Annotated in this window: 18 protein-coding genes; 5 read left to right on the top strand and 13 right to left on the bottom strand. The window is 70.8% G+C overall.

Annotated elements, in window-relative coordinates; all coding sequences use genetic code 11:
• Positions 1-77: 77 nt before the first annotated feature.
• Genes SB754_RS04590 through SB754_RS04565 form a run of 6 tightly spaced genes read right to left on the bottom strand, consistent with a single transcriptional unit; the run spans position 78 to position 4819 of the window.
• A complete protein-coding gene (locus SB754_RS04590) occupies positions 78-1298 on the bottom strand; it encodes an MFS transporter (protein WP_410781176.1) in 1221 nt (406 codons plus the stop codon).
• Complete coding sequence (locus tag SB754_RS04585) at positions 1298-2311, bottom strand: bifunctional riboflavin kinase/FAD synthetase (RefSeq protein ID WP_410781175.1); 1014 nt, start codon at positions 2309-2311, stop codon at positions 1298-1300. The genes SB754_RS04590 and SB754_RS04585 overlap by 1 nt, the downstream gene beginning before the upstream one ends.
• Positions 2308-2787 (bottom strand): hypothetical protein, encoded by a 480-nt coding sequence (locus SB754_RS04580; protein WP_410781174.1) that lies wholly within the window; start codon positions 2785-2787, stop codon positions 2308-2310. The genes SB754_RS04585 and SB754_RS04580 overlap by 4 nt, the downstream gene beginning before the upstream one ends.
• 30 nt (positions 2788-2817) lie before the next feature.
• Complete coding sequence (locus SB754_RS04575; protein ID WP_410781173.1) at positions 2818-3186, bottom strand: hypothetical protein; 369 nt, start codon at positions 3184-3186, stop codon at positions 2818-2820.
• Positions 3183-4160, bottom strand: a complete 978-nt coding sequence (gene truB / locus SB754_RS04570; RefSeq protein ID WP_410781172.1) for a tRNA pseudouridine(55) synthase TruB — start codon at positions 4158-4160, stop codon at positions 3183-3185. The genes SB754_RS04575 and truB overlap by 4 nt, the downstream gene beginning before the upstream one ends.
• Positions 4157-4819 carry a TetR/AcrR family transcriptional regulator gene (locus SB754_RS04565; RefSeq protein ID WP_410781171.1) on the bottom strand — a complete coding sequence of 221 codons (663 nt, stop codon included), beginning with the start codon at positions 4817-4819 and terminating at the stop codon, positions 4157-4159. Before SB754_RS04565 ends, truB begins: the two co-directional genes overlap by 4 nt.
• 73 nt (positions 4820-4892) lie before the next feature.
• Here SB754_RS04565 and SB754_RS04560 point away from each other — a divergent pair, with 73 nt between their 5' ends.
• From SB754_RS04560 to SB754_RS04550, 3 genes are all read left to right on the top strand, one after another.
• The gene (locus tag SB754_RS04560; RefSeq protein ID WP_410781170.1) at positions 4893-6431 is read left to right on the top strand and encodes a DHA2 family efflux MFS transporter permease subunit; all 1539 of its coding nucleotides are present in this window, start codon (positions 4893-4895) and stop codon (positions 6429-6431) included.
• A gap of 103 nt (positions 6432-6534) precedes the next feature.
• The gene (locus SB754_RS04555) at positions 6535-7542 is read left to right on the top strand and encodes a ketopantoate reductase family protein (RefSeq protein ID WP_410781169.1); all 1008 of its coding nucleotides are present in this window, start codon (positions 6535-6537) and stop codon (positions 7540-7542) included.
• A 147-nt stretch (positions 7543-7689) separates the two neighbouring features.
• Positions 7690-8553, top strand: coding sequence for an A/G-specific adenine glycosylase (locus tag SB754_RS04550; RefSeq protein ID WP_410781168.1), 864 nt, complete (start codon positions 7690-7692; stop codon positions 8551-8553).
• Here the strand turns inward: SB754_RS04550 and SB754_RS04545 are convergent.
• The 4 genes from SB754_RS04545 to SB754_RS04530 form a co-directional block, all read right to left on the bottom strand.
• Positions 8538-8837, bottom strand: coding sequence for a YciI family protein (locus tag SB754_RS04545; RefSeq protein WP_410781167.1), 300 nt, complete (start codon positions 8835-8837; stop codon positions 8538-8540). The genes SB754_RS04550 and SB754_RS04545 overlap by 16 nt on opposite strands.
• A gap of 85 nt (positions 8838-8922) precedes the next feature.
• On the bottom strand, positions 8923-9375 hold the full coding sequence (gene rbfA, locus SB754_RS04540) for a 30S ribosome-binding factor RbfA (RefSeq protein WP_410781166.1): 453 nt from the start codon (positions 9373-9375) through the stop codon (positions 8923-8925).
• A gap of 80 nt (positions 9376-9455) precedes the next feature.
• Positions 9456-12251: a translation initiation factor IF-2 gene (gene infB, locus SB754_RS04535; RefSeq protein WP_410781165.1), complete on the bottom strand. Its 2796-nt coding sequence runs from the start codon at positions 12249-12251 to the stop codon at positions 9456-9458.
• A gap of 84 nt (positions 12252-12335) precedes the next feature.
• Positions 12336-12605: a YlxR family protein gene (locus SB754_RS04530; RefSeq protein ID WP_410781164.1), complete on the bottom strand. Its 270-nt coding sequence runs from the start codon at positions 12603-12605 to the stop codon at positions 12336-12338.
• 134 nt (positions 12606-12739) lie between these two features.
• Here SB754_RS04530 and SB754_RS04525 point away from each other — a divergent pair, with 134 nt between their 5' ends.
• Entirely contained in the window at positions 12740-15193 is a 2454-nt protein-coding gene (locus SB754_RS04525) for a cell wall-binding repeat-containing protein (RefSeq protein WP_410781163.1), read from the top strand.
• A 6-nt stretch (positions 15194-15199) separates the two neighbouring features.
• Here the strand turns inward: SB754_RS04525 and nusA are convergent, their stop codons facing one another.
• Positions 15200-16207: a transcription termination factor NusA gene (gene nusA, locus SB754_RS04520; protein ID WP_410781162.1), complete on the bottom strand. Its 1008-nt coding sequence runs from the start codon at positions 16205-16207 to the stop codon at positions 15200-15202.
• A gap of 108 nt (positions 16208-16315) precedes the next feature.
• Here nusA and SB754_RS04515 point away from each other — a divergent pair, with 108 nt between their 5' ends.
• On the top strand, positions 16316-17107 hold the full coding sequence (locus SB754_RS04515; RefSeq protein ID WP_410781161.1) for a DUF1206 domain-containing protein: 792 nt from the start codon (positions 16316-16318) through the stop codon (positions 17105-17107).
• Positions 17108-17137: 30 nt separating this feature from the next.
• Here SB754_RS04515 and SB754_RS04510 read toward each other — a convergent pair whose 3' ends face one another.
• Complete coding sequence (locus tag SB754_RS04510; RefSeq protein WP_410781160.1) at positions 17138-17911, bottom strand: hypothetical protein; 774 nt, start codon at positions 17909-17911, stop codon at positions 17138-17140.
• Positions 17908-18288 carry a hypothetical protein gene (locus tag SB754_RS04505; RefSeq protein WP_410781159.1) on the bottom strand — a complete coding sequence of 127 codons (381 nt, stop codon included), beginning with the start codon at positions 18286-18288 and terminating at the stop codon, positions 17908-17910. Before SB754_RS04505 ends, SB754_RS04510 begins: the two co-directional genes overlap by 4 nt.
• Positions 18289-18291 lie beyond the last annotated feature (3 nt).

Below are 18291 nucleotides of genomic sequence, written 5' to 3'. Positions count from 1 at the left end.
AAGTGAGGACTCGATGGCTGGGCGGAGGGGCGCGGAGGGCGGAGCGGCGCGAGGGGCGCGGAGGGCGGAGGGGCGGGTCAGTCTTCGAGGTGGCGGGGGCGCGCGGCGACGGCGCCGGCGGCCGCCGCGGCGAGGGCGGTGGCGGTCAGCACGATCAGGGGCAGCGTCCAGGAGGACGTCAGCTGGTGCAGCACGCCGACGGCGAGCGGCCCGAGCGCACCGAGGGTGTAGCCGAGCCCCTGCGTGAAGCCGCTGAGGGCGACGGCGCCCGCGTGGGTGCGGGTCCGCACGTTGATGAGCACCAGGCACAGCGGGAACAGCAGCGGACCGAGGCCGGCGAACGCCACCCACAGCCACGTCGCCGTGCCCGGAACCAGGATGAGCCCCAGGTACCCGACGATGAAGAACGCGACACCGGCGTAGATCAGCAGCGCCACGTTCCGCATGCGCGCGGCGAGCAGGGGCACGAGCAGCCCGGCCGGTATGCCCATCCCGGCATACACCGACAGCAGGGCGCCGGCGTCGGCCGCCGACACCCCGGCGACGTCGTGCAGGATCTCGGGCAGCCAGGCGAACATGGCGTACGCGTTGAGGCTCGAGACCGCGAAGATCACGGCGAGCGACCAGGCCAGCGGCGCGTGCCAGACCCGTCCGGCCATCGCCGGCTGCGCCTTCTCGACCTCCACGTCGCTGTCCGGATGAGCCGGCCGATGGGTGATCAGGATGCGCAGCCAGGGCAGCAGCGCCAGCAGGCTGACGACGCCCCACATCCCGACCGACACGTGCCAGCCCGCCGCGTCGGCGACCGGTACCGCCACGAGCGGCGGCAGTAGCGTGGAGACCGACATGACCGTCGCGTACAGCGACGTCACCAGCCCGATCCGGTCCGGGAAGTACCGCTTCACCAGGGGTGGCAGCAGCACGTTGCCCACGCCCATGCCGGCGAAGGTGATCGCCGACCCGATCGCGAGCACCGCGAACGAGGGCGCCGCCGCCCGGACCACGTGGCCGAGCAGCATGACGCCGAGCGCGAGCAGCACCACGGCCTCCAGGCTGAGGCGCCGGGTGAAGGAGGGCGCGATCAGCCCGAAGATCGCGAAGCAGATCGGCGGCAGCATCCCGAGCAGCCCGACGCCGATGCTCGTCACGGCGAAATCGGTGCGGATCTCTGCGAAGATCGGCGACAGCGCCGCGACGGCGGTGCGGAGGTTGGCGGCGACGAGCAGGATGCCGACCAGCGCGATCGCACGCCCGTGCCAGAGCGGCCGCGCGCCGGCGGCCGGGATGCCGTCCGCCATCAGGAGGGCTCGCCTGCGACGGTCGGGGTCTCCGTGGCCGAGCCCGCGCCGGTCGCGGCGTCGGCGACGCTGTCGACGCTGTCGGTCCCGAGGATGCGGCGCGCCTGTTCGACATCGTCGGCGATCTGCGCGATCAGCGGGTCCACTCCGGTGTAGGCGACCATGCCGCGGATGCGCTCCACGAAGGACACCTCCACCCGGTGGTCGTACAGGTCGAGTTCGCGGTCGAGCACATACGCCTCGACCTGCTTCTGGGGCACGCCTTCGAAGGTCGGGTTGTTCCCCACGGAGATGGCGGCGGGGTAGCGCTCGCCCCCGTCCGTCAACCACCCGGCGTAGACGCCGTCGGCCGGGATCAGGCCCTCCGACTCCGGCGACAGGTTCGCCGTCGGGAAGCCCAGCTCTCGCCCTCGTGCCGCGCCGTGCACGACGACGCCGCGGACGGTCGGCGCCGAGCCGAGCAGCTCGGTGGCGTGGCGGACGTCGCCGTCCGCCAGCAGCTCCCGGATCCACGTCGACGATACCCGGCGGCCGTGCTCCGGCCGGACGTCGTCGATCAGCTCGACGGTGAACCCATACGTCTCGCCGAGGCTGCGCAGCAGGGCGACATTGCCGGCGCCGCGCGCGCCGAAGCGGAAGTCGCTGCCCACCAGCACCGCGGCCGCGTGCAGCCGGTCGACGAGGATGTGGTGCACGAACTCCTCGGGCTCGAGGGCGGCGAGCGCGCGGTCGAACGCGACCATCAGCGTCGCGTCGATCCCCGTCGAGGCCAGGAGGTCGAGCTTCTGGGCGTTGCTGACCAGCGACGCCGGGCACTTCTCGGGGGCGAGGACTTCGAGCGGGTTCCGGTCGAACGTGATCACCGTCGAGACGAGCCCGCGTTCTGCGGCGACCGCGCGCAGCCGGTCGATGACCGCCCGGTGACCGGTGTGGACGCCGTCGAACTTGCCGATCGTGACGGCGCTCGGACCCCAGCCGTCCGGGATCTCGGAGACCGCGTGGAAGACCCTCACGACGCCGCTCCCACGCGCGGACGGTGGGACCGCAGCCACAGCAGCCCGAGCACCGGGAGGACGAGCGGGATGAACAGGTAGCCCATCCCGTACACGGACCAGACCGTCGCGTCGCGCCCGAACGGGTCGATGTCATGGAGGCCGAGCGCGGCGGGCGCGAACAGGCTCAAGGTCCCGATGACGAGCACGCCGGCCAGCTCGAAGCTGATGGTGATCCAGGCGACGCGGTACCAGACGCGCCCGGGTGCGACCAGCGCGATGGTGGCGACGATGTAGACGACCGCCGAGAGGGCGGACAGTGTGAACGCGACCGGCGCCTCGTGGAAGCGGTCGATGATCTGGAACACGCTGCGCCCGGTCGCGGCCAGCGCGAGGACGCCGTAGACGAAGACGAGCACCCGTCCGACGCCCGTCATCCGGCGCCTCGGGGACGACGGGTCGGAGTTCGTGCGTGCGGACATGGTGTGGTGGGACATCGCTTCGATTCTATTTGCCGCGAGGGCCGGTCACGCGCCCTGCACGAACCAGATCTGGCCCATCCGGTAGACCATGACCGCGATGGCGAGGCACACTCCGCCCAGGATGACGGTGCTCCACCTGTTCCGCTCGATCAGCGCCCAGAACCCTCCCGCGAGGGGCAGGATGAGCGCCGAGATCAGGTAGATGTAGAACTCGGCCAGGCTCCCCGACGGGCCGTTGCCCACAAGCGGACCGACGATCGCCAGGACGAGCTGCACGATCAGCAGCAGCTCCACGACGGCGACCGCGCCCATGGAGACGTCGCCGGGCAGCCTCCCGATCAGCCCGAGCACGAGGCACAGGATGCCCGCGGCGCAGGCCACGACGACCTGGACCGTGGTGAACCACTCGATCATGCGGTGCCGTCCGTCGGGGCGACGGCTTCCTCCGTGGGGAAGTTCACGAGGGTCCTGGCTTCCTTTCCGCGGAACTCGATGAGTCCCACCAGTGCTCCGCTCGGCGCGACGGCGGCGACCGGCTCGCCTCCGGGTCCCTCCCGGTCGGCGATGTGGATGCGCCGGCCGTGGGTGAGGTCGATGGCCTGCTGCTCGGTGAGGTCGAGCCGCTCGAACAGCCTGCTGGCCGCATCCACCGCCGGGATGAGCGCGGCCTGCGCATCGAGAGTAGCGAGATCGTGCGCGTCGTGCACGGAGAAGGCTCCGACGCGCGTCCGGCGGAGCGCGGTGAGGTGACCGCCGACGCCGGGACCGTGGAGGCCCTCGCCGACGCCGGGACCGCCGAGGCCGGAACCGCCGCCGAGGCCCGCGCCGAGGTCGCGGGCGAGCGAGCGGATGTACGTCCCCGACGAGCACACGACGCGGACGTCGAGGTCGATCGCCGTCTCGCTGCGCCGCGTGCCGAGCAGCTCGAACTCGGACACGGTCACGGCGCGCGGCTTGAGCTCGACCGTCTCCCCCGCCCGGACGCGGGCGTACGCGCGCTTGCCGTCCACCTTGATCGCGCTCACCGAGCTCGGCACCTGCTCGATCTCGCCGGTGAGCCGGGAGATGCCGGCGGCGATGTCCTCCGCGGTGATCGCGGCCAGCGCGGCCGGCGACGCGGCCTCCAGGAGTTCGCCCTCCGCATCGTCCGTCGTCGAAGCTGCGCCCAGGCGGATGGTGGCCAGGTACTCCTTGTCGGCGCCGACGATGAAGGTGAGCAGCCGGGTGGAGGAGTTCACCCCCACGATGAGGAGCCCTGTCGCCATCGGGTCGAGCGTCCCGGCGTGGCCGACCTTGCGCGTGCCTGCCGCCCGGCGGACGCGCGCGACGACGTCGTGACTCGTCATCCCGTCCGGCTTGTCGATCAGGATGAGGCCGCTACCCGTCATGCCCGCGCACTTTCGTGAGCGGAGAGGTCGAGCACGAGCTGCAGCTTCGTGCGGAACGTGCACTCGATCAGCTCGGTGGCCGCGTCGTCCTTCTCGTATTCGTCGGTCAGCCGCAAGCCCAGGAGGGTGTTGAGCAGCATCCCCTCTGCGAGGAACGAGCGCGCCTCCTCGGGCGCGAAGCCGGCCTCCTCGCGGAGCAGGCGATAGATGGTCAGGAAGCCGTCGCGCGCCTTGCCGCCGATCGTCGGGTCCTGTCCCATGCTGAACGCCTGCATCAGCGACAGCAGCAGCCCCCGGTCTTCGATCAGGCTGACGTAGGCGAGGCCCAGCCGGCGACCGATCTCGCCGTGCGCTCCGGTGACCGTGACGCTCGCGGGAGGCTCCGCCTGGACCGGCGAGCCCTCGGCCTTCCACTGCTCGATCGTCTCGGTGAACGCGACGAGGAGCCGCTCCAGCGAGCGCGTCAGCACGCCCACGAACAGGTTCTCCTTGCCGCCGAACATCCGGACCACGTAGGGCTGGCTGATGCCGGCCTCCCGTGCGATCTGGTCCGTGGTCGCGCCGAAGTAGCCGCGCTCGCCGAAGACCCGGCTGGCGGCCTCGAGGATCTGCACCCGGCGTTCCGCCGACGGGATCCGCTCGCTGTTCTTGTCCGTCACTCTTGACAGGTTATCAGTCGATTACTAGTGTCAGGGCTTGTAATCATTGAATAACCACATTGGGAGGCGCAGCATGACCGCATCCACCGCACCGCGCACCCGCGCCGTGCCCGTCTGGCTGGCCATCGTCGCGGCCTCCCTGCCCATGTTCATGGCGACCCTCGACAACCTGGTCGTCACCAGCGCGTTGCCGGTCATCGCCCGCGACCTGTCGGCGTCGATCGAAGAGCTGCAGTGGGTGGTCAACGCCTACACGCTCACCTTCGCCACACTGATGCTGATGGCGGTCGGCCTCGGCGACCGGCTGGGGCGGAGGTCGGTGTTCCTGGCCGGCATCGCCGTCTTCACCCTGGCCAGCGCAGCCAGCGCCCTCGCCACCGAGCCGTGGATGCTGATCGCGGCCCGCGCGCTGCAGGGTGCAGGCGCCGCCGCGCTGCTGCCGCTCTCCCTGACGCTGCTCGCGGGGAGCGTCAGCGCCCGCCTGCGACCCGCCGCGATCGGCATCTGGGGCGGCATCTCCGGCCTCGGCGTCGCCCTCGGCCCGCTGATCGGCGGCGCGGTCGTGCAGGGCTGGAACTGGCAGGCGATCTTCTGGCTCAACGTCCCGCTCGGCGTCATCGCCATCCCGCTGGTGGTGCTCGCCCTGCCGAACAGCTTCGGCGAGCGCGTCCGCGCCGACGTGGTGGGGCTGCTGCTCGCCGCCCCAGGCGTCCTGGGCCTCGTTTACGCCATCGTGCGCGGCAACGATGCGGGTTGGGGAAGCGCCGAGGTGCTGGTCCCGCTGATCGGCGGCTCCGCCCTCCTGATCGCGTTCGTGCTCTGGGAGTCGCGGGCGACCGCGCCGCTTCTGCCGCTGCGCCTGTTCCGTGACCGCAGCTTCACGGTCGCGAACCTGGTCGGCGTCACCTTCAGCTTCGGGATCTTCGGCGCGATCTTCATCCTCATCCAGTTCCTGCAGGTGGTGCAGGGCCACACCCCGCTGGAGGCCGGAGTGATGACCATGCCGTGGACTCTCGCTCCGATGGTGGTGGCGCCGCTCACCGGGCTGGTGTCGTCGCGGACCGGGACCCGCCTCCCCGTCGTCGTGGGTCTCGCGCTCCTCGCCGTCGGGATGGGCTGGATCGCGCTGACCCTGTCGGCCACGCTCCCCTACTCGCAGATGTGGCCGCCCTTCCTGCTGGCCGGGATCGGCATGGGGCTCGTCTTCGCTCCGAGTTCGACGGCCGTGCTGGCGAACATGCGACCGGCGGATCACGCGAAGGCGTCCGGCACCAACTCGACGCTCCGCGAGGTGGGGGTCGCGCTCGGCGTCGCGGTGCTGACCGCCGTGTTCACCGGCGCGGGAGGGACGCTCACGCCGACCGGCTATGTGGATGCGGCCATCCCGGCGGTGTGGGTGGGCGCGGGCGTGCTCGCGGCCGCCGCGCTCATCGCGCTGGCGCTGCCGGGTCGCCGCGCTGCCGCCCGCGCCGCCGCCGCGGTCGCGGCGCGCGACGCCGACTCCCCCGCGGCCGTGTCCCCCGCGACCGTGTCCCCCGCGGGCGGGTCTGCCGCCGTCGCCGCCGGCGAGGCTCTGGCGGTCGCCGAGCCGGCGCCGGTCCTCGCGGACTGACCTCGCCGCCCATCCGTGGGACGCAACACGCCGTTATCCAGCCGCGATAACGGCGTGTTGCGTCCCAGGGATGCGCCGGCCCGCCGCCGTTAGGCTGGAGGGCGTGCGTATCGGCGTGATCGGAGCGGGAGCCATCGGCGGCACGATCGCCGCACTCCTCGACCGGGTGGGTCACCTCGTCGAGGTCACCGCCCGCGGGGAGCAGCTCGCCGCCATCCGCGACGGCGGCCTCCGGCTCGATGGAGGCTGGGGCGCCCACACCGCCCGCGTGGCGGTCGCCGAGACGCTGCAGGCCACTCCCGAGCTCGTCTTCGTGTGCACCAAGGCGCAGGATGCGGGCGCGGCGATCCGGGCCAACGCCGCCCTGCTCGGCGGGATCACCGTCGTCGTCGTCCAGAACGGCCTCGCCGGCCTCCGCGAGGCGCAGGAGCTGCTCCCGGACTCCGAGTGCGTCGGCGCACTCGCTCTGTACGCCGCGAGCTACCTCTCCCCCGGGCGGGTCTCGGTCACCACGACCGCCAACACCTACCTGGGTGCGGGCGACGGCGCACCGCCGCCCGCGGCCGTGGACGCCGCGCGCATCCTGGATGCCGCCATGCCCGCTTTCGCGATCGACAACTTCACCGGCGCGCAGTGGACCAAGCTCATGGTCAACCAGATCAACGCTCTCCCCGCTATCACCGACCTCAGCGCACAGGAGGCTCTCGGGGACCGTCGCCTTCGCCCGATCATGACTGCGAGCCTGCAGGAGGCGACCCGCGTCGGCTATGCGCGCGGGGTTCGCTTCGGGAGCATCCAGGGCCTCGACGACCGCATCCTGCGCGTCGTCGCCCACGCGCCGCGGTGGGCCGCCCAGGCCGTACCGCTGCTGATGAAGCGACGGATGGGCGCGACGCCGAACCCCGGGTCGACGCTGCAGAGCATCCGGCGCGGCCAGCTCACCGAGATCGACTATCTCAACGGCGCGGTCGTCGACGAGGCGCGGCGGGCGGGGATCGGCGCGCCGATCAACGCGGCGATCACCGAGCTGGTGCACGAGGTCGAGCGCTCGGGCACGTTCCTCCTCCCCGACGAGGTCGTCGAGCGGATGCGACCGCTGCTCGCCGGCTGACGGCACAGGCGCTGCGCTCGGTTGCATCCGGTGCTCACCGCATTGGGGCCCAGGGGCGGTGCTCGGTTGCGTCCGGTGCTCACCGCATCGGGGCCCAGGCGAGACCCTGGGACGAGCGGGGGCCGCGCCACCGGTTAGCCTCGATGCATGCATGACTTCGCCGGGACGGTGGTGGCCTGGTACCACGCCAACCGGCGCGACCTGCCGTGGCGCCGCGACGGCTTCACCCCCTGGGGAACACTGGTCAGCGAGTTCATGCTCCAGCAGACCCCGGTCAGCCGGGTCATCCCGCGACTCGAGGAGTGGCTGACGCGCTGGCCGACACCCGCCGACCTGGCCGCGGTGCCGCCGGGCGAGGCGGTCCGCGCCTGGCAGTCGCTCGGCTACCCGCGCCGAGCGCTGTGGCTGCACGCGGCCGCCGTGGCGATCACGGAGCAGCACGGCGGCGTGGTGCCGGAGGATGTGGATGCCCTCCTCGCGCTCCCCGGCATCGGCGACTACACCGCCCGGGCCGTGGCCGTCTTCGCGTACGGGAACCGGCACCCGGTGGTCGACACGAACATCCGCCGCGTGATCGCGCGCGCGGTCGAGGGGCGGGCCGAACCCGCTCCGCCCGGTCGCCGCGACCTGGCCGCGATGGAGGCTCTGCTCCCCGACGACCGCCCCACCTCCGCCGCCTTCAACGCCGGGATGATGGAGCTCGGCGCCATCGTCTGCGTCGCCCGCTCGCCGCGCTGCGACGTCTGCCCGCTTGCGGACGCGTGCGCGTGGCGTCAGGCCGGCTACCCGGAGTACGACGGCCCGCGGAAGGCCGTACAGAAGCGCTACGAGGGAAGCGACCGGCAGGTGCGCGGGCGCATCCTCGCCGAGCTGCGAGCGTCGCACATTCCGGTGACGGCGTCCGAACTTGCCGGCATCTGGCCCGATGCCGTGCAGCGCGACCGTGCGCTCGCGGGCCTCCTCGCCGACGGTCTGGCTGTCGCAGCGGACGGCGGCTACACGCTGCCCTGAGCGGGGAACTCCAGCGGATCCCAGTCCAGGACTCGGTTCCGATACACCAGTCCCTCCGTGTTGAAGGGGTCGCCGGCCACGAAGCGCTCCGCGGCCTCCCGCGACCGGAAGATCGCCATGGAGCCCTGCGTCGCCGGGTCGCCGAAGGTGCCGATCATGAGCACCTCGCCGCCCTTGGCGAACTCGTCGAGGTAGGCGCGGTGGCGGGGGTAGGTCGCAACCAGCCGCTGGAAGTGCTCGGGACCCGCATCCGGGTCGGCATCGTAGAACGAGACGGCGTACATGCCGTCAGCCTAGGACCGCCGCGATCCAGTGGTCCCGACATGCCGTCATGCGCTTCGGCGTAACGGCATGTCGGGACCAGCAGTTTCAGGAGGTGGCGTCCTCGTCCTCGTCGTCAAGCGTGCGCGGCTTGACGTACGGGTCCTCGTCGCCGGCGTACGCGGCGCCGGCGGCCAGGCCGGCCACCTCGGTGTCGCGCTCGCGCGCCTCCCGCAGCAGGTCCTCGATGTGGGCCGCGTTCTCGGGGATCGCATCCAGCTGGAACTCCAGCGTCGGCGTCAAGCGGGCGGTGATGTTCTTGCCCACCTCGCTGCGCAGCATGCCGGTCGCCGCCTTGAGCGCCGCAGCGCTGTCCTCGCGCTCCTGCTCGCTGCCGTACACCGTGTAGAACACGGTTGCGTGCTGCAGGTCGCCGGTCACCTGGACGTCCGTGATGGTCACGAAGCCGAGGCGCGGGTCGCGCAGTCCGCGGTCGAGCCGCTTGGCGACGATCTCCTTGATTCTGTCCGCGAGCTTCCTCGCGCGAGCCGGGTCGGCCATGGAACTTACCCTCCTAGTGAGTTTCTCGACGAAGCCGGAAGGCCCGGCGGGGTGAACCGCCGGGCCTTCACTGCATTCGACTAGACGCGCGGCTTCTCCCGCAGCTCCGTCGTCTCGATCTCGTCGCCGATCTGGATGTCGTTGTACTTGCCGAGACCGATACCGGCCTCGAAGTCCGTACGGACCTCCGTGACGTCGTCCTTGAACCGGCGCAGCGACTCGATGGCGAGGTTGTCCCCCACCACCACGCCGTCGCGGATGACGCGCGCCTTGGCGTTGCGCGTGATCGTTCCGGACCGGACGATGACACCGGCGATGTTGCCGAACTTGGAGGAGCGGAACACCTCGCGGATCTCGGCGACACCGGACTGGACCTCTTCGAACTCGGGCTTGAGCATGCCCTTGAGCGAGTTCTCGATGTCCTCGATGGCGTTGTAGATGACCGAGTAGAAGCGGACATCCACACCCTCGCGGGCCGCACGCTCGCGCGCCTTCACGTCCGGGCGGACGTTGAAGCCGATCACGATCGCGTTGTCGATCGTCGCCAGGTCGATGTCCGACTCGGTGATCGCGCCGACGCCGCGGTGCAGGATGCGGAGCGAGACCGACTCGTCGACCTCGATCTTCATGAGCGACTCCTCCAGCGCCTCCACGGCACCGGACACGTCGCCCTTGATGATGAGGTTGAGCGCCTCGACCTTGCCCTCTTCCAGAGCACGGGTGAAGTCCTCGAGCGAGATGCGCTTGCGGGCCTTCGCCAGCTGCGCGTTGCGCTCCGCGGCCTCACGCTTCTCGGCGATCTGGCGGGCGGTGCGGTCCTCCTCTGTGACGATGAACACGTCACCGGCGCGCGGGACGCTGGAGAGACCCTGCACCTGGACCGGACGCGACGGCGCCGCCTCGAGCACGGCCTCGCCGTTCTCGTCGGCCATCGCACGGACGCGGCCGTAAGCCGTTCCCGCCACGATCGAGTCGCCGACGCGCAGCGTTCCCGACTGGATGAGCACGGTCGCCACGGCGCCGCGGCCCTTGTCGAGCTTGGCCTCGATCGCGATGCCTCGGGCGTCCTTGTTGGGGTTCGAGCGCAGGTCGAGACCGGCGTCGGCGGTGAGCAGCACCGCGTCCAGGAGGTCCTGGATGCCGATGTCGTTCCGCGCGGAGACGTCGACGAACATGACGTCGCCGCCGTACTCCTCCGCCACCAGACCGAACTCGGTGAGCTGCTGGCGCACCTTGGCCGGGTTGGCGTCCGGCTTGTCGATCTTGTTGACCGCGACCACGATCGGCACGTTGGCCGCCTGGGCGTGGTTCAGCGCCTCGATGGTCTGCGGCATGATGCCGTCGTCCGCCGCGACCACGAGGATCGCGATGTCGGTGACCTGCGCACCACGGGCACGCATGGCGGTGAACGCCTCGTGACCGGGGGTGTCGATGAAGGTGATGGCACGCTCGATGCCATCGTGCTCCGTCCACACCTGGTACGCACCGATGTGCTGGGTGATGCCGCCGGCCTCGCCGGCGACGACGTTCGCGTTGCGGATGGCGTCGAGGAGGCGCGTCTTACCGTGGTCGACGTGGCCCATGACCGTGACGACCGGGGGCCGGATCTCGAGGTCCTCGTCGGACTCGCCCTCCAGCTCGGCGTCGAGGTCGATGTCGAAGCCCTCCAGGAGCTCCTTGTCCTCGTCCTCGGGCGAGACGACCTGGATCTTGTAGCCGAGCTCTTCGCCGAGCACCTCGAAGGTGGCCTCGTCGAGGGACTCGGTCGCGGTCGCCATCTCTCCCAGGTGGAAGAGGACGGTGACCAGCGATGCCGGGTTGGCGTCGATCTTGTCGGCGAAGTCGGAGATCGAGGCGCCTCGGCGCAGACGGACGACCGTGCCGCCGTCACCGCGGGGAACGGTCACGCCGCCCAGCGACGGAGCCTCCCGCATCTCGAATTCCTGACGCTTCGCGCGCTTCGACTTGCGAGCCTTGCTCTTGCCGCCGCCACGACCGAACGCGCCGGCGGTGCCACCGCCGGGTCCACGGCCACGACCACCGCCGCCACCGGGACGGGGGCCGCCGAAGCCGCCACCGGGCCGCTGGAAGCCACCGGCGGTACCGGCACCTGCACCGCCGCCGCTACCGGGGCGCTGCTGGAAGCCGGGACGACCGCCGCCGCCCTGGCGCGGGCCCGGGCGGTTTCCGCCGCCCTGGCCGGGCGCGCCGATGCGCGGCGAGCCGGGACGCGGAGGGGTCGGACGCGGGATGTTGCCGGGCGAGGGGCGCTGCCCCATGCCCTGCGACGACGAGAAGGGGTTGTTGCCGGGGCGCGGAGTGCGCTGGCCCATCCCCTGGTTCGACGAGTACGGGTTGTTGCCCGGGCGCGGGGCGCTCGGACGGGGGATGCCCCCGCCGGCGGGACGCGGCGTCGACGGCTTGACCGCGTCGGAGGTCGCGGGCTTGCCCTCGGCGGCACCGGTGCTCGCAGCTGCCTTCTCGGCCGCCTTCTCTGCTGCGGCCTTCTCTGCTGCGGCCTGACGCTCGGCGACGGACATCGGCGCAGCCGGCTTCGGGCCGGTCGCAGCGTCGTCCGCGGCCGGAGCCGGAGCCTCGGCCTGAGCCTGTGCCTGCGCCGGGCGCGGAGCGGCCGGGCGCGGAGCCTGGGCGGGGGCCTTCGGCGCAGCAGCGGTCGCCTTGTCACCGGCCGGCTTGGCCGAGCCCGAGTGACCCTCGGCCTCGAGGGCGGCGCGCAGCTTGCGGGCTACCGGAGGCTCGATGCTGGAGGACGGTCCCTTGACGAACTCGCCCATCTCTTTGAGTTTCGCGAGCGCGACTTTGCTGTCGACGCCGAGTTCGCTCGCGACCTCGTGTACACGTGGTTTTGCAGCCACAATTCTCCTGTCTGGGCCCACCCCAGACAGGGGCAGGCGTTAGTGGTGGACGGGTCTCATTTCGAGCCGCTCATCGGTTGTCACTCATGTGAAGTCAACTTCTTCAGCCTGTTCTTTGAGGTGCGACCGGATGGTCGCGGTGTCGAGCATCCCCTCCACGCGCAACGCCCGCCCGAAGGCCCGGCGTTTCACTGCGAGGTCGAGACACTCGTCGACCGGATGCAGCCACGCACCCCGCCCAGGTCGCGTGGCGGACGGATCCACCACGAGGTGCGAATTCTGGGCGACGATCCTCAGAAGTGAGGACCGGGGAGCGCGAGAACGGCATCCGACGCACGTTCTGACGGGTTCCATCTTACTCCTCCCGGCGCTGTGCGCCGAACGGACGGTCCACCGGCTGTTCCAGGCTACCGGCGCAGACGGTTGTCCGTCGCCTGGAGGACTTGCCAGCTCGCCAGGACCGGCGGACACTTCGCGCGGGAGGGACCATGCACACACCCCGCGATGAAGCGAAGCCCGCCGGACGACGTGCCCTGCACATCCTGATCGCCACCGGGATGGCTGTTGCCGCCGTGACGGCGGCGCAGGCTGCGCAGCCCGTCGTAGCGCCTGCTGCGGCGGCATCCGTCGCCTGGAGCCAGTTCGGGAACGGCCCCTCGCACTATGGAGTCAACGCCTCGGAGACGCAGATCATTCCGTCGACCGTCGGATCGCTCACCCCGCTGTTCACGGCGACCCTGCCCGGCGTCTCGGACGGGCCTCCCGTCGAGCAGCCGGGCGTCTCCACCGCCGGCGGCACGCGCGACCTGCTCTTCACCACGACGAAGGACGGCTGGATCACGGCGACGGACGCCACAACAGGCGCCGAGGTCTGGAAGCACCAGAACGGGCCCGGCTCCTGCACGATCAACAACGGAAGCACCACGTGCTACACCACCTCCTCCCCCGCCATCGACCCGGCCGGTGCGTTCGTGTACAGCTACGGCCTGGACGGCAAGGTGCACAAGTACGCGACCGGCACGGGCGTGGAGACCACGACCGGCGGCTGGCCCGAGGTCGCGACCGTCAAGCCGTACGACGAGAAGAGCTCCCCCGCGCTGACCATCGTCGGCACCGGCGGGCACACGTACCTCTACGTGTCGAACGGCGGCTACCCCGGCGACCGCGGCGACTACCAGGGGCACGTCACGACCATCGACCTCGCCTCCGGGGCGCAGCGCGTGTTCAACTCGCTGTGCAGCACCGTGACGACCCACATCGCCGCCGGCGGCTGCGCGAACGTGCAGTCGGCCGTATGGGCCCGGCCCAGCGTTGTGTGGGACCCGGGCACGCAGCGTGTCCTGTTCTCCACCGGCAACTCGGTCTTCGACGGGACGCACGACTTCGGCGACACCGTGCTGGCCATCAACCCGGACGGCTCAGGGGCGAACGGCGGCCCCGTCGACAGCTACACGCCCTCCGACTACGCCGACCTCAACAGTCAGGACCTCGACCTCGGCAGCACGGCCCCGCAGGTGGTCGCTCCGCCCGCGGGCTCGACGGTGACGCACCTCGCAGTGCAGAGCGGCAAGGACGCGAAGATCCGGCTGCTGAACACCGCGAACCTCAGCGGCGCCGGGCATCCGGGCGCGACGGGAGGCGAGCTCCAGTCGATCGACGTCCCGCAAGGAGGCCAGGTCCTCACCGAGCCCGCGAACTGGGTGGACGGCTCGGGAACCTCCTGGGTGTTCGTCGCGAACAACAGCGGCATCTCCGCACTCAAGCTGCAGGCGACCGGTGGCACGCCGTCGCTCGTCCCGGTATGGAAGCAGACCATCGCGGGGACGACGCCGGTCATCGCCGGTGGGGTGCTCTTCTACCTCTCCAAGAGCGGAGTCCGTGCACTGAACCCGGCCACCGGGTCGCAGCTGTGGACGGACGCAGCGGGGGCGACCGGCCTGCACTGGCAGAGCCCGATCGTCGTCAACGGGCGGCTCTACTTCACCGACGGCGGCGGCAAGCTCCGCGCCTACGCGCTGCCCGCGAGCGCGCAGAAGGTCGGCCGCCTCGCCGGAGCCGACCGCTTCGGGACCAGCGCCGCCGTCTCGGCCGCCACCTTCCCGGCGAACGCTCCCGTCGCGTACATCGCGTCCGGCCTCCAGTTCCCGGACGCCCTCGCGGGGTCGCCGGCCGCAGCCCGAGCCGGCGGCCCGATGCTCCTGGTGCAACCCGGCGCCATTCCGCCGGCGGTCCAGACGGAGCTGCAGCGCCTCCATCCGGGATCGATCGTGGTCCTCGGCGGCGCCGACAGCATCGCGGAATCCGTCGTCACGCAGCTGAAGAGCTACACATCCGGGTCGGTGACCCGGGTGAGCGGCGCCGACCGGTATGCGACGAGCGCCGCGGTCTCGCGCGCGACGGCCTCGGCGGGCCCGGCCGTCGCGTATCTGGTGTCCGGCGAGTCCTTCCCGGATGCGCTGGCCGCGGGAGCCCTCGCGTCACGAGCCGCGGGTGCGCCTCTGCTGCTGACGGCCCAGGCGTGGATCCCCGCCCCGACGGTCATCGAGCTGCAGAGGCTCGCCCCGAAGTCGATCGTCGTCGTCGGGGGTTCGGCTGCCGTCTCCGACGCCGTTCTCAACGGACTCACGGCGTACACGACCGGCTCGGTGACCCGGGTGAGTGGCTCCGACCGCTTCGCGACGAGCGCAGCCGTCGCCGCGTCGTTCCCGGCCGGAACAGCATCGGCGTTCGTCGCCTCGGGCGTCGACTTCCCGGACGCCCTCTCGGCCTCCGCGGCCGCGGGGAAGAGCGGCGCACCGCTGCTCCTCACCCTCGGCGGGGCAGTCCCGGCCACCGTCGGCGGCCAGCTGAGCAGGATCGGCCCGTCGCACATCTCCGTCGTGGGAGGAAGCAGCGTGATCAGCGACGGCGTCCAGTCGTCGCTGGGCGCCTACGTGAAGTGAGCGGCCTCAGTCGCGGTCGAGGATCGAATCCGGCTGGATGTCGATCTTCGCGCCGGTGAGCTTGGCCGCGAGCCGGGCGTTCTGGCCCTCCTTACCGATCGCCAGCGACAGCTGGTAGTCGGGAACGAGGGCACGAACCGCCTTGAGCGATTCGTCGATGACGAACGCGCTGGTCACCTTGGCCGGTGACAGGGCGCTGGCCACGAACGTGGAGAGGTCGGGCGAGTAGTCGACGATGTCGATCTTCTCGTTGTTCAGTTCCGCCGTCACGGCCCGGACCCGCTGGCCCAGTTCGCCGATGCACGCGCCCTTTGCGTTCACACCCGGCTCGGTCGCGCGGACGGCGATCTTAGTCCGGTGACCGGCCTCGCGGGCCAGGGACACGATCTCGACGACTCCACTCGCGATCTCCGGCACTTCGAGCGCGAAGAGCTTGCGGACGAGGGCCGGGTGCGTGCGGGAGACGGTGATGGAGGGACCCTTCGTCCCCTTGGTGACGCTCGTCACGTAGACGCGGATGCGCGAGCCGTGGGTGTACTCCTCGCCGGGCACCTGCTCCTCGGGAGGCAGGATGGCCTCCACCGAGCCCAGGTCGACGTGGATCATCCTCGGGTTGGGGCCCTGCTGGATGACGCCGGCCACGATGTCACCCTCGCGCCCGCGGAACTCGCCGAGGACCGCGTCGTCGGCGATGTCACGCAGCCGCTGGTTGATCACCTGCTTCGCCGCGAAGGCCGCGATCCGGCCGAAGTCGCTGGGGCTGTCCTCCGCCTCGCCGACGACGTTGCCGTCGTCGTCGAGCTCGGGCACGTACACGGTGACATGGCCGGTCTTACGATCCAGGTGCACGCGCGCGGCGGGCGGCTGGTCGCTGTGGCCATGACGGTGCTCGGCCTGGTTGGTGTGCTTCAGATAAGCGGTCAGGATCGCCTGCTCGATGATCTGCACCAGCTCGTCGAACGGGATTTCCTTTTCGCGCTCCATGAGACGCAAGACGCTGAGGTCGATGTCCATGCCGGCCTCCTCTATTCAGATCTCGCCGCCGCGTGACGACGCGGCGGACTCAGTCCTCTACGGTACCCGAGATTCCGGAAGCCCGGAACGCCGGGTACCGTTCACCCCATGACCTCACCCACCCGGGCCGCCTCCCGTGTCGAGCGCCAGCCCGTCGTCCGCGCTCTCGCGCGGGTGGGACTGGCCGCGATCGGCCTCCTGCACATCCTCATCGGCATCATCGCGCTGGCCGTGGCGTTCGGCGCAGGCGGGAACGCCGACCAGTCGGGCGCCCTGCAGGCGCTCGTGGCGGTCCCGGGCGGCCTGTTCGTCCTCTGGGCGGTCATCGTGGGGCTGATCTTCCTCGCGGCGTGGCAGATCCTCCAGGCGATCACCGCCCACAGGCCCGGCGAGAAGCTGATCGAAGTCGTCAAGTGCGTCGTCTACGCGATCCTGGCAGGCGTCGCCATCTCGATCGCCTCGGGAGGCGGGAAGGACTCGTCGTCGTCGGAGAAGTCCTCGAGCGCCAAGCTGCTCGCGATGCCCGGCGGCGTGTTCATACTGGCAGCCATCGGGCTGATCGTCGTCGGCGTCGGCGTGGTGTTCGTGTTCAACGGGGTCACGCACCGCTTCGAGCGCGACCTCCGGCTCCCCCCGAACCGTTGGGCGACGATCACGACGATGCTCGGCCGGGTCGGCTACGTGTCCAAGGGGATCGCCCTCGTCATCGTCGGCGGCCTCGTAGTCTTCGGCGCGCTGACCGCCGACCCGGAGAAGGCCGGCGGTCTCGACGGAAGCCTGAAGGCGCTGACGCAGGTGCCGTTCGGCGTCTTCCTGCTGATCCTGATCGCCCTCGGCCTGATCGCCTACGGCGCCTTCTGGTGCGTGCGCGCGTTCGCCTCCCGCCTGAAGGAGCAGTGACCTACTCCCCCGGTGCGCCGGCGAACTGGGCTAGAAGACGCGAATGCGGAAGCGCTCACTCGCGCGAGCGAGATGTTCGTCGCTGAGGAGGATGCGCTCCCCAGAGAGCGCGATGATGTCGGCCTCCCAATCGTCCTCCGGGTCGGGCCACCAGATCGCGCGGCACCACGAGCCGCCGAATTTGCTCCGGAACTGAAGGCCGCGTGCCTTCGAGCCGTCGTCCAATCGGCAGCGACGAAGCCGCTCGCCGATCGCCGTGGTGACGCGTCGGTTCTCGCCGGTGAGAACGGCCGTCGTCAGCATCGCGACGTGCTCTCGGGCGAGCAGCGGCTCCATCTCCACTTCGAGTCGGGCAATCGTGTCGGGGTGGTCGAGATCGATCCACCAGCCCCCAGGTCGCGCATGGAGCTGGTAGATGCCTCGGTCGTATCGCCAGCAGGCGGGCACCGCTCCGAGCCCCATGAACGACCTCTCTGACCACTGGGCAGCGACCTCCTCGAGGAATTCGTTGCGAGTCATGCCCAACGCGGCCGCATCAGCCTCGAGTGGGTCGACCGCCCCCAACTGGCGCTTGAACTGGGCGATGACCTCGGAGAACGCGGTTTCCCGTTCTTGCGCCGAATAGATTGTTCGCCCAGGCGAGTCGAACCGCCCCCATGCCTGGGAGTTCCCACTGGGCTCGCGCTCGACCGCCGAGAGCGCCCCGTATCGGTTCACGGCCACACGGAACATCGGGTCGTCGGTGACCGGAAGGAGTCGTAGTCCGGTTGTGGTGCACGTGCGGGCGTCGGCGCCGCCGGTCATACGTCTTGGTAACCGGCGAGAAAAGCGTCGACGGCCCGCATGACATCTGCTCCGCGGTCCTCGCGGATCGCGGTGATCGGAGTCGCCTCGCCGAGCAACGGGTTGCCACCGATGAACCACGCCCGTGCCACATGCTCGTTCTCGTTGAGGACGAGCGCGGTCCACGCCCGATGACCGAATTGCAGGCGCCTCTGGAAGTCGTCACCGGGTTCCGGCCCATCGGGCCGAGCCCACTTCGACGGAAGCTTGCGATCCTTCGATCCCGTCATCGCCGCCACAAGGGTGGGCCCGAGGCCAGCCACCAGGATTCGCGCGAGGTCGTGCGGGCCGAGACGCGCAGCTTCCGCGTGCTGGGTTACCGAGGTGATCTTGGCCATGCA

The organism is Leifsonia sp. SIMBA_070 (assembly GCF_046534635.1).
Lineage (GTDB): Bacteria > Actinomycetota > Actinomycetes > Actinomycetales > Microbacteriaceae > Leifsonia.
The sequence above is the reverse complement of the archived record's forward strand: the minus strand, read 5'-3'. Positions and strand labels throughout refer to the sequence as shown.

Bases quoted from the DNA above. Each gene is read 5' to 3' on its own strand.
- SB754_RS04590 (WP_410781176.1), bottom strand. From the start codon at position 1,298: ATGGCGGACGGCATCCCGGCCGCCGGCGCGCGGCCGCTCTGGCACGGG.
- SB754_RS04580 (WP_410781174.1), bottom strand. From the start codon at position 2,787: ATGTCCCACCACACCATGTCCGCACGCACGAACTCCGACCCGTCGTCC.
- SB754_RS04575 (WP_410781173.1), bottom strand. From the start codon at position 3,186: ATGATCGAGTGGTTCACCACGGTCCAGGTCGTCGTGGCCTGCGCCGCG.
- truB (WP_410781172.1), bottom strand. From the start codon at position 4,160: ATGACGGGTAGCGGCCTCATCCTGATCGACAAGCCGGACGGGATGACG.
- SB754_RS04560 (WP_410781170.1), top strand. From the start codon at position 4,893: ATGACCGCATCCACCGCACCGCGCACCCGCGCCGTGCCCGTCTGGCTG.
- SB754_RS04550 (WP_410781168.1), top strand. From the start codon at position 7,690: ATGCATGACTTCGCCGGGACGGTGGTGGCCTGGTACCACGCCAACCGG.
- SB754_RS04545 (WP_410781167.1), bottom strand. From the start codon at position 8,837: ATGTACGCCGTCTCGTTCTACGATGCCGACCCGGATGCGGGTCCCGAG.
- rbfA (WP_410781166.1), bottom strand. From the start codon at position 9,375: ATGGCCGACCCGGCTCGCGCGAGGAAGCTCGCGGACAGAATCAAGGAG.
- SB754_RS04530 (WP_410781164.1), bottom strand. From the start codon at position 12,605: ATGGAACCCGTCAGAACGTGCGTCGGATGCCGTTCTCGCGCTCCCCGG.
- SB754_RS04525 (WP_410781163.1), top strand. From the start codon at position 12,740: ATGCACACACCCCGCGATGAAGCGAAGCCCGCCGGACGACGTGCCCTG.
- nusA (WP_410781162.1), bottom strand. From the start codon at position 16,207: ATGGACATCGACCTCAGCGTCTTGCGTCTCATGGAGCGCGAAAAGGAA.
- SB754_RS04515 (WP_410781161.1), top strand. From the start codon at position 16,316: ATGACCTCACCCACCCGGGCCGCCTCCCGTGTCGAGCGCCAGCCCGTC.
- SB754_RS04510 (WP_410781160.1), bottom strand. From the start codon at position 17,911: ATGACCGGCGGCGCCGACGCCCGCACGTGCACCACAACCGGACTACGA.
- SB754_RS04505 (WP_410781159.1), bottom strand. From the start codon at position 18,288: ATGGCCAAGATCACCTCGGTAACCCAGCACGCGGAAGCTGCGCGTCTC.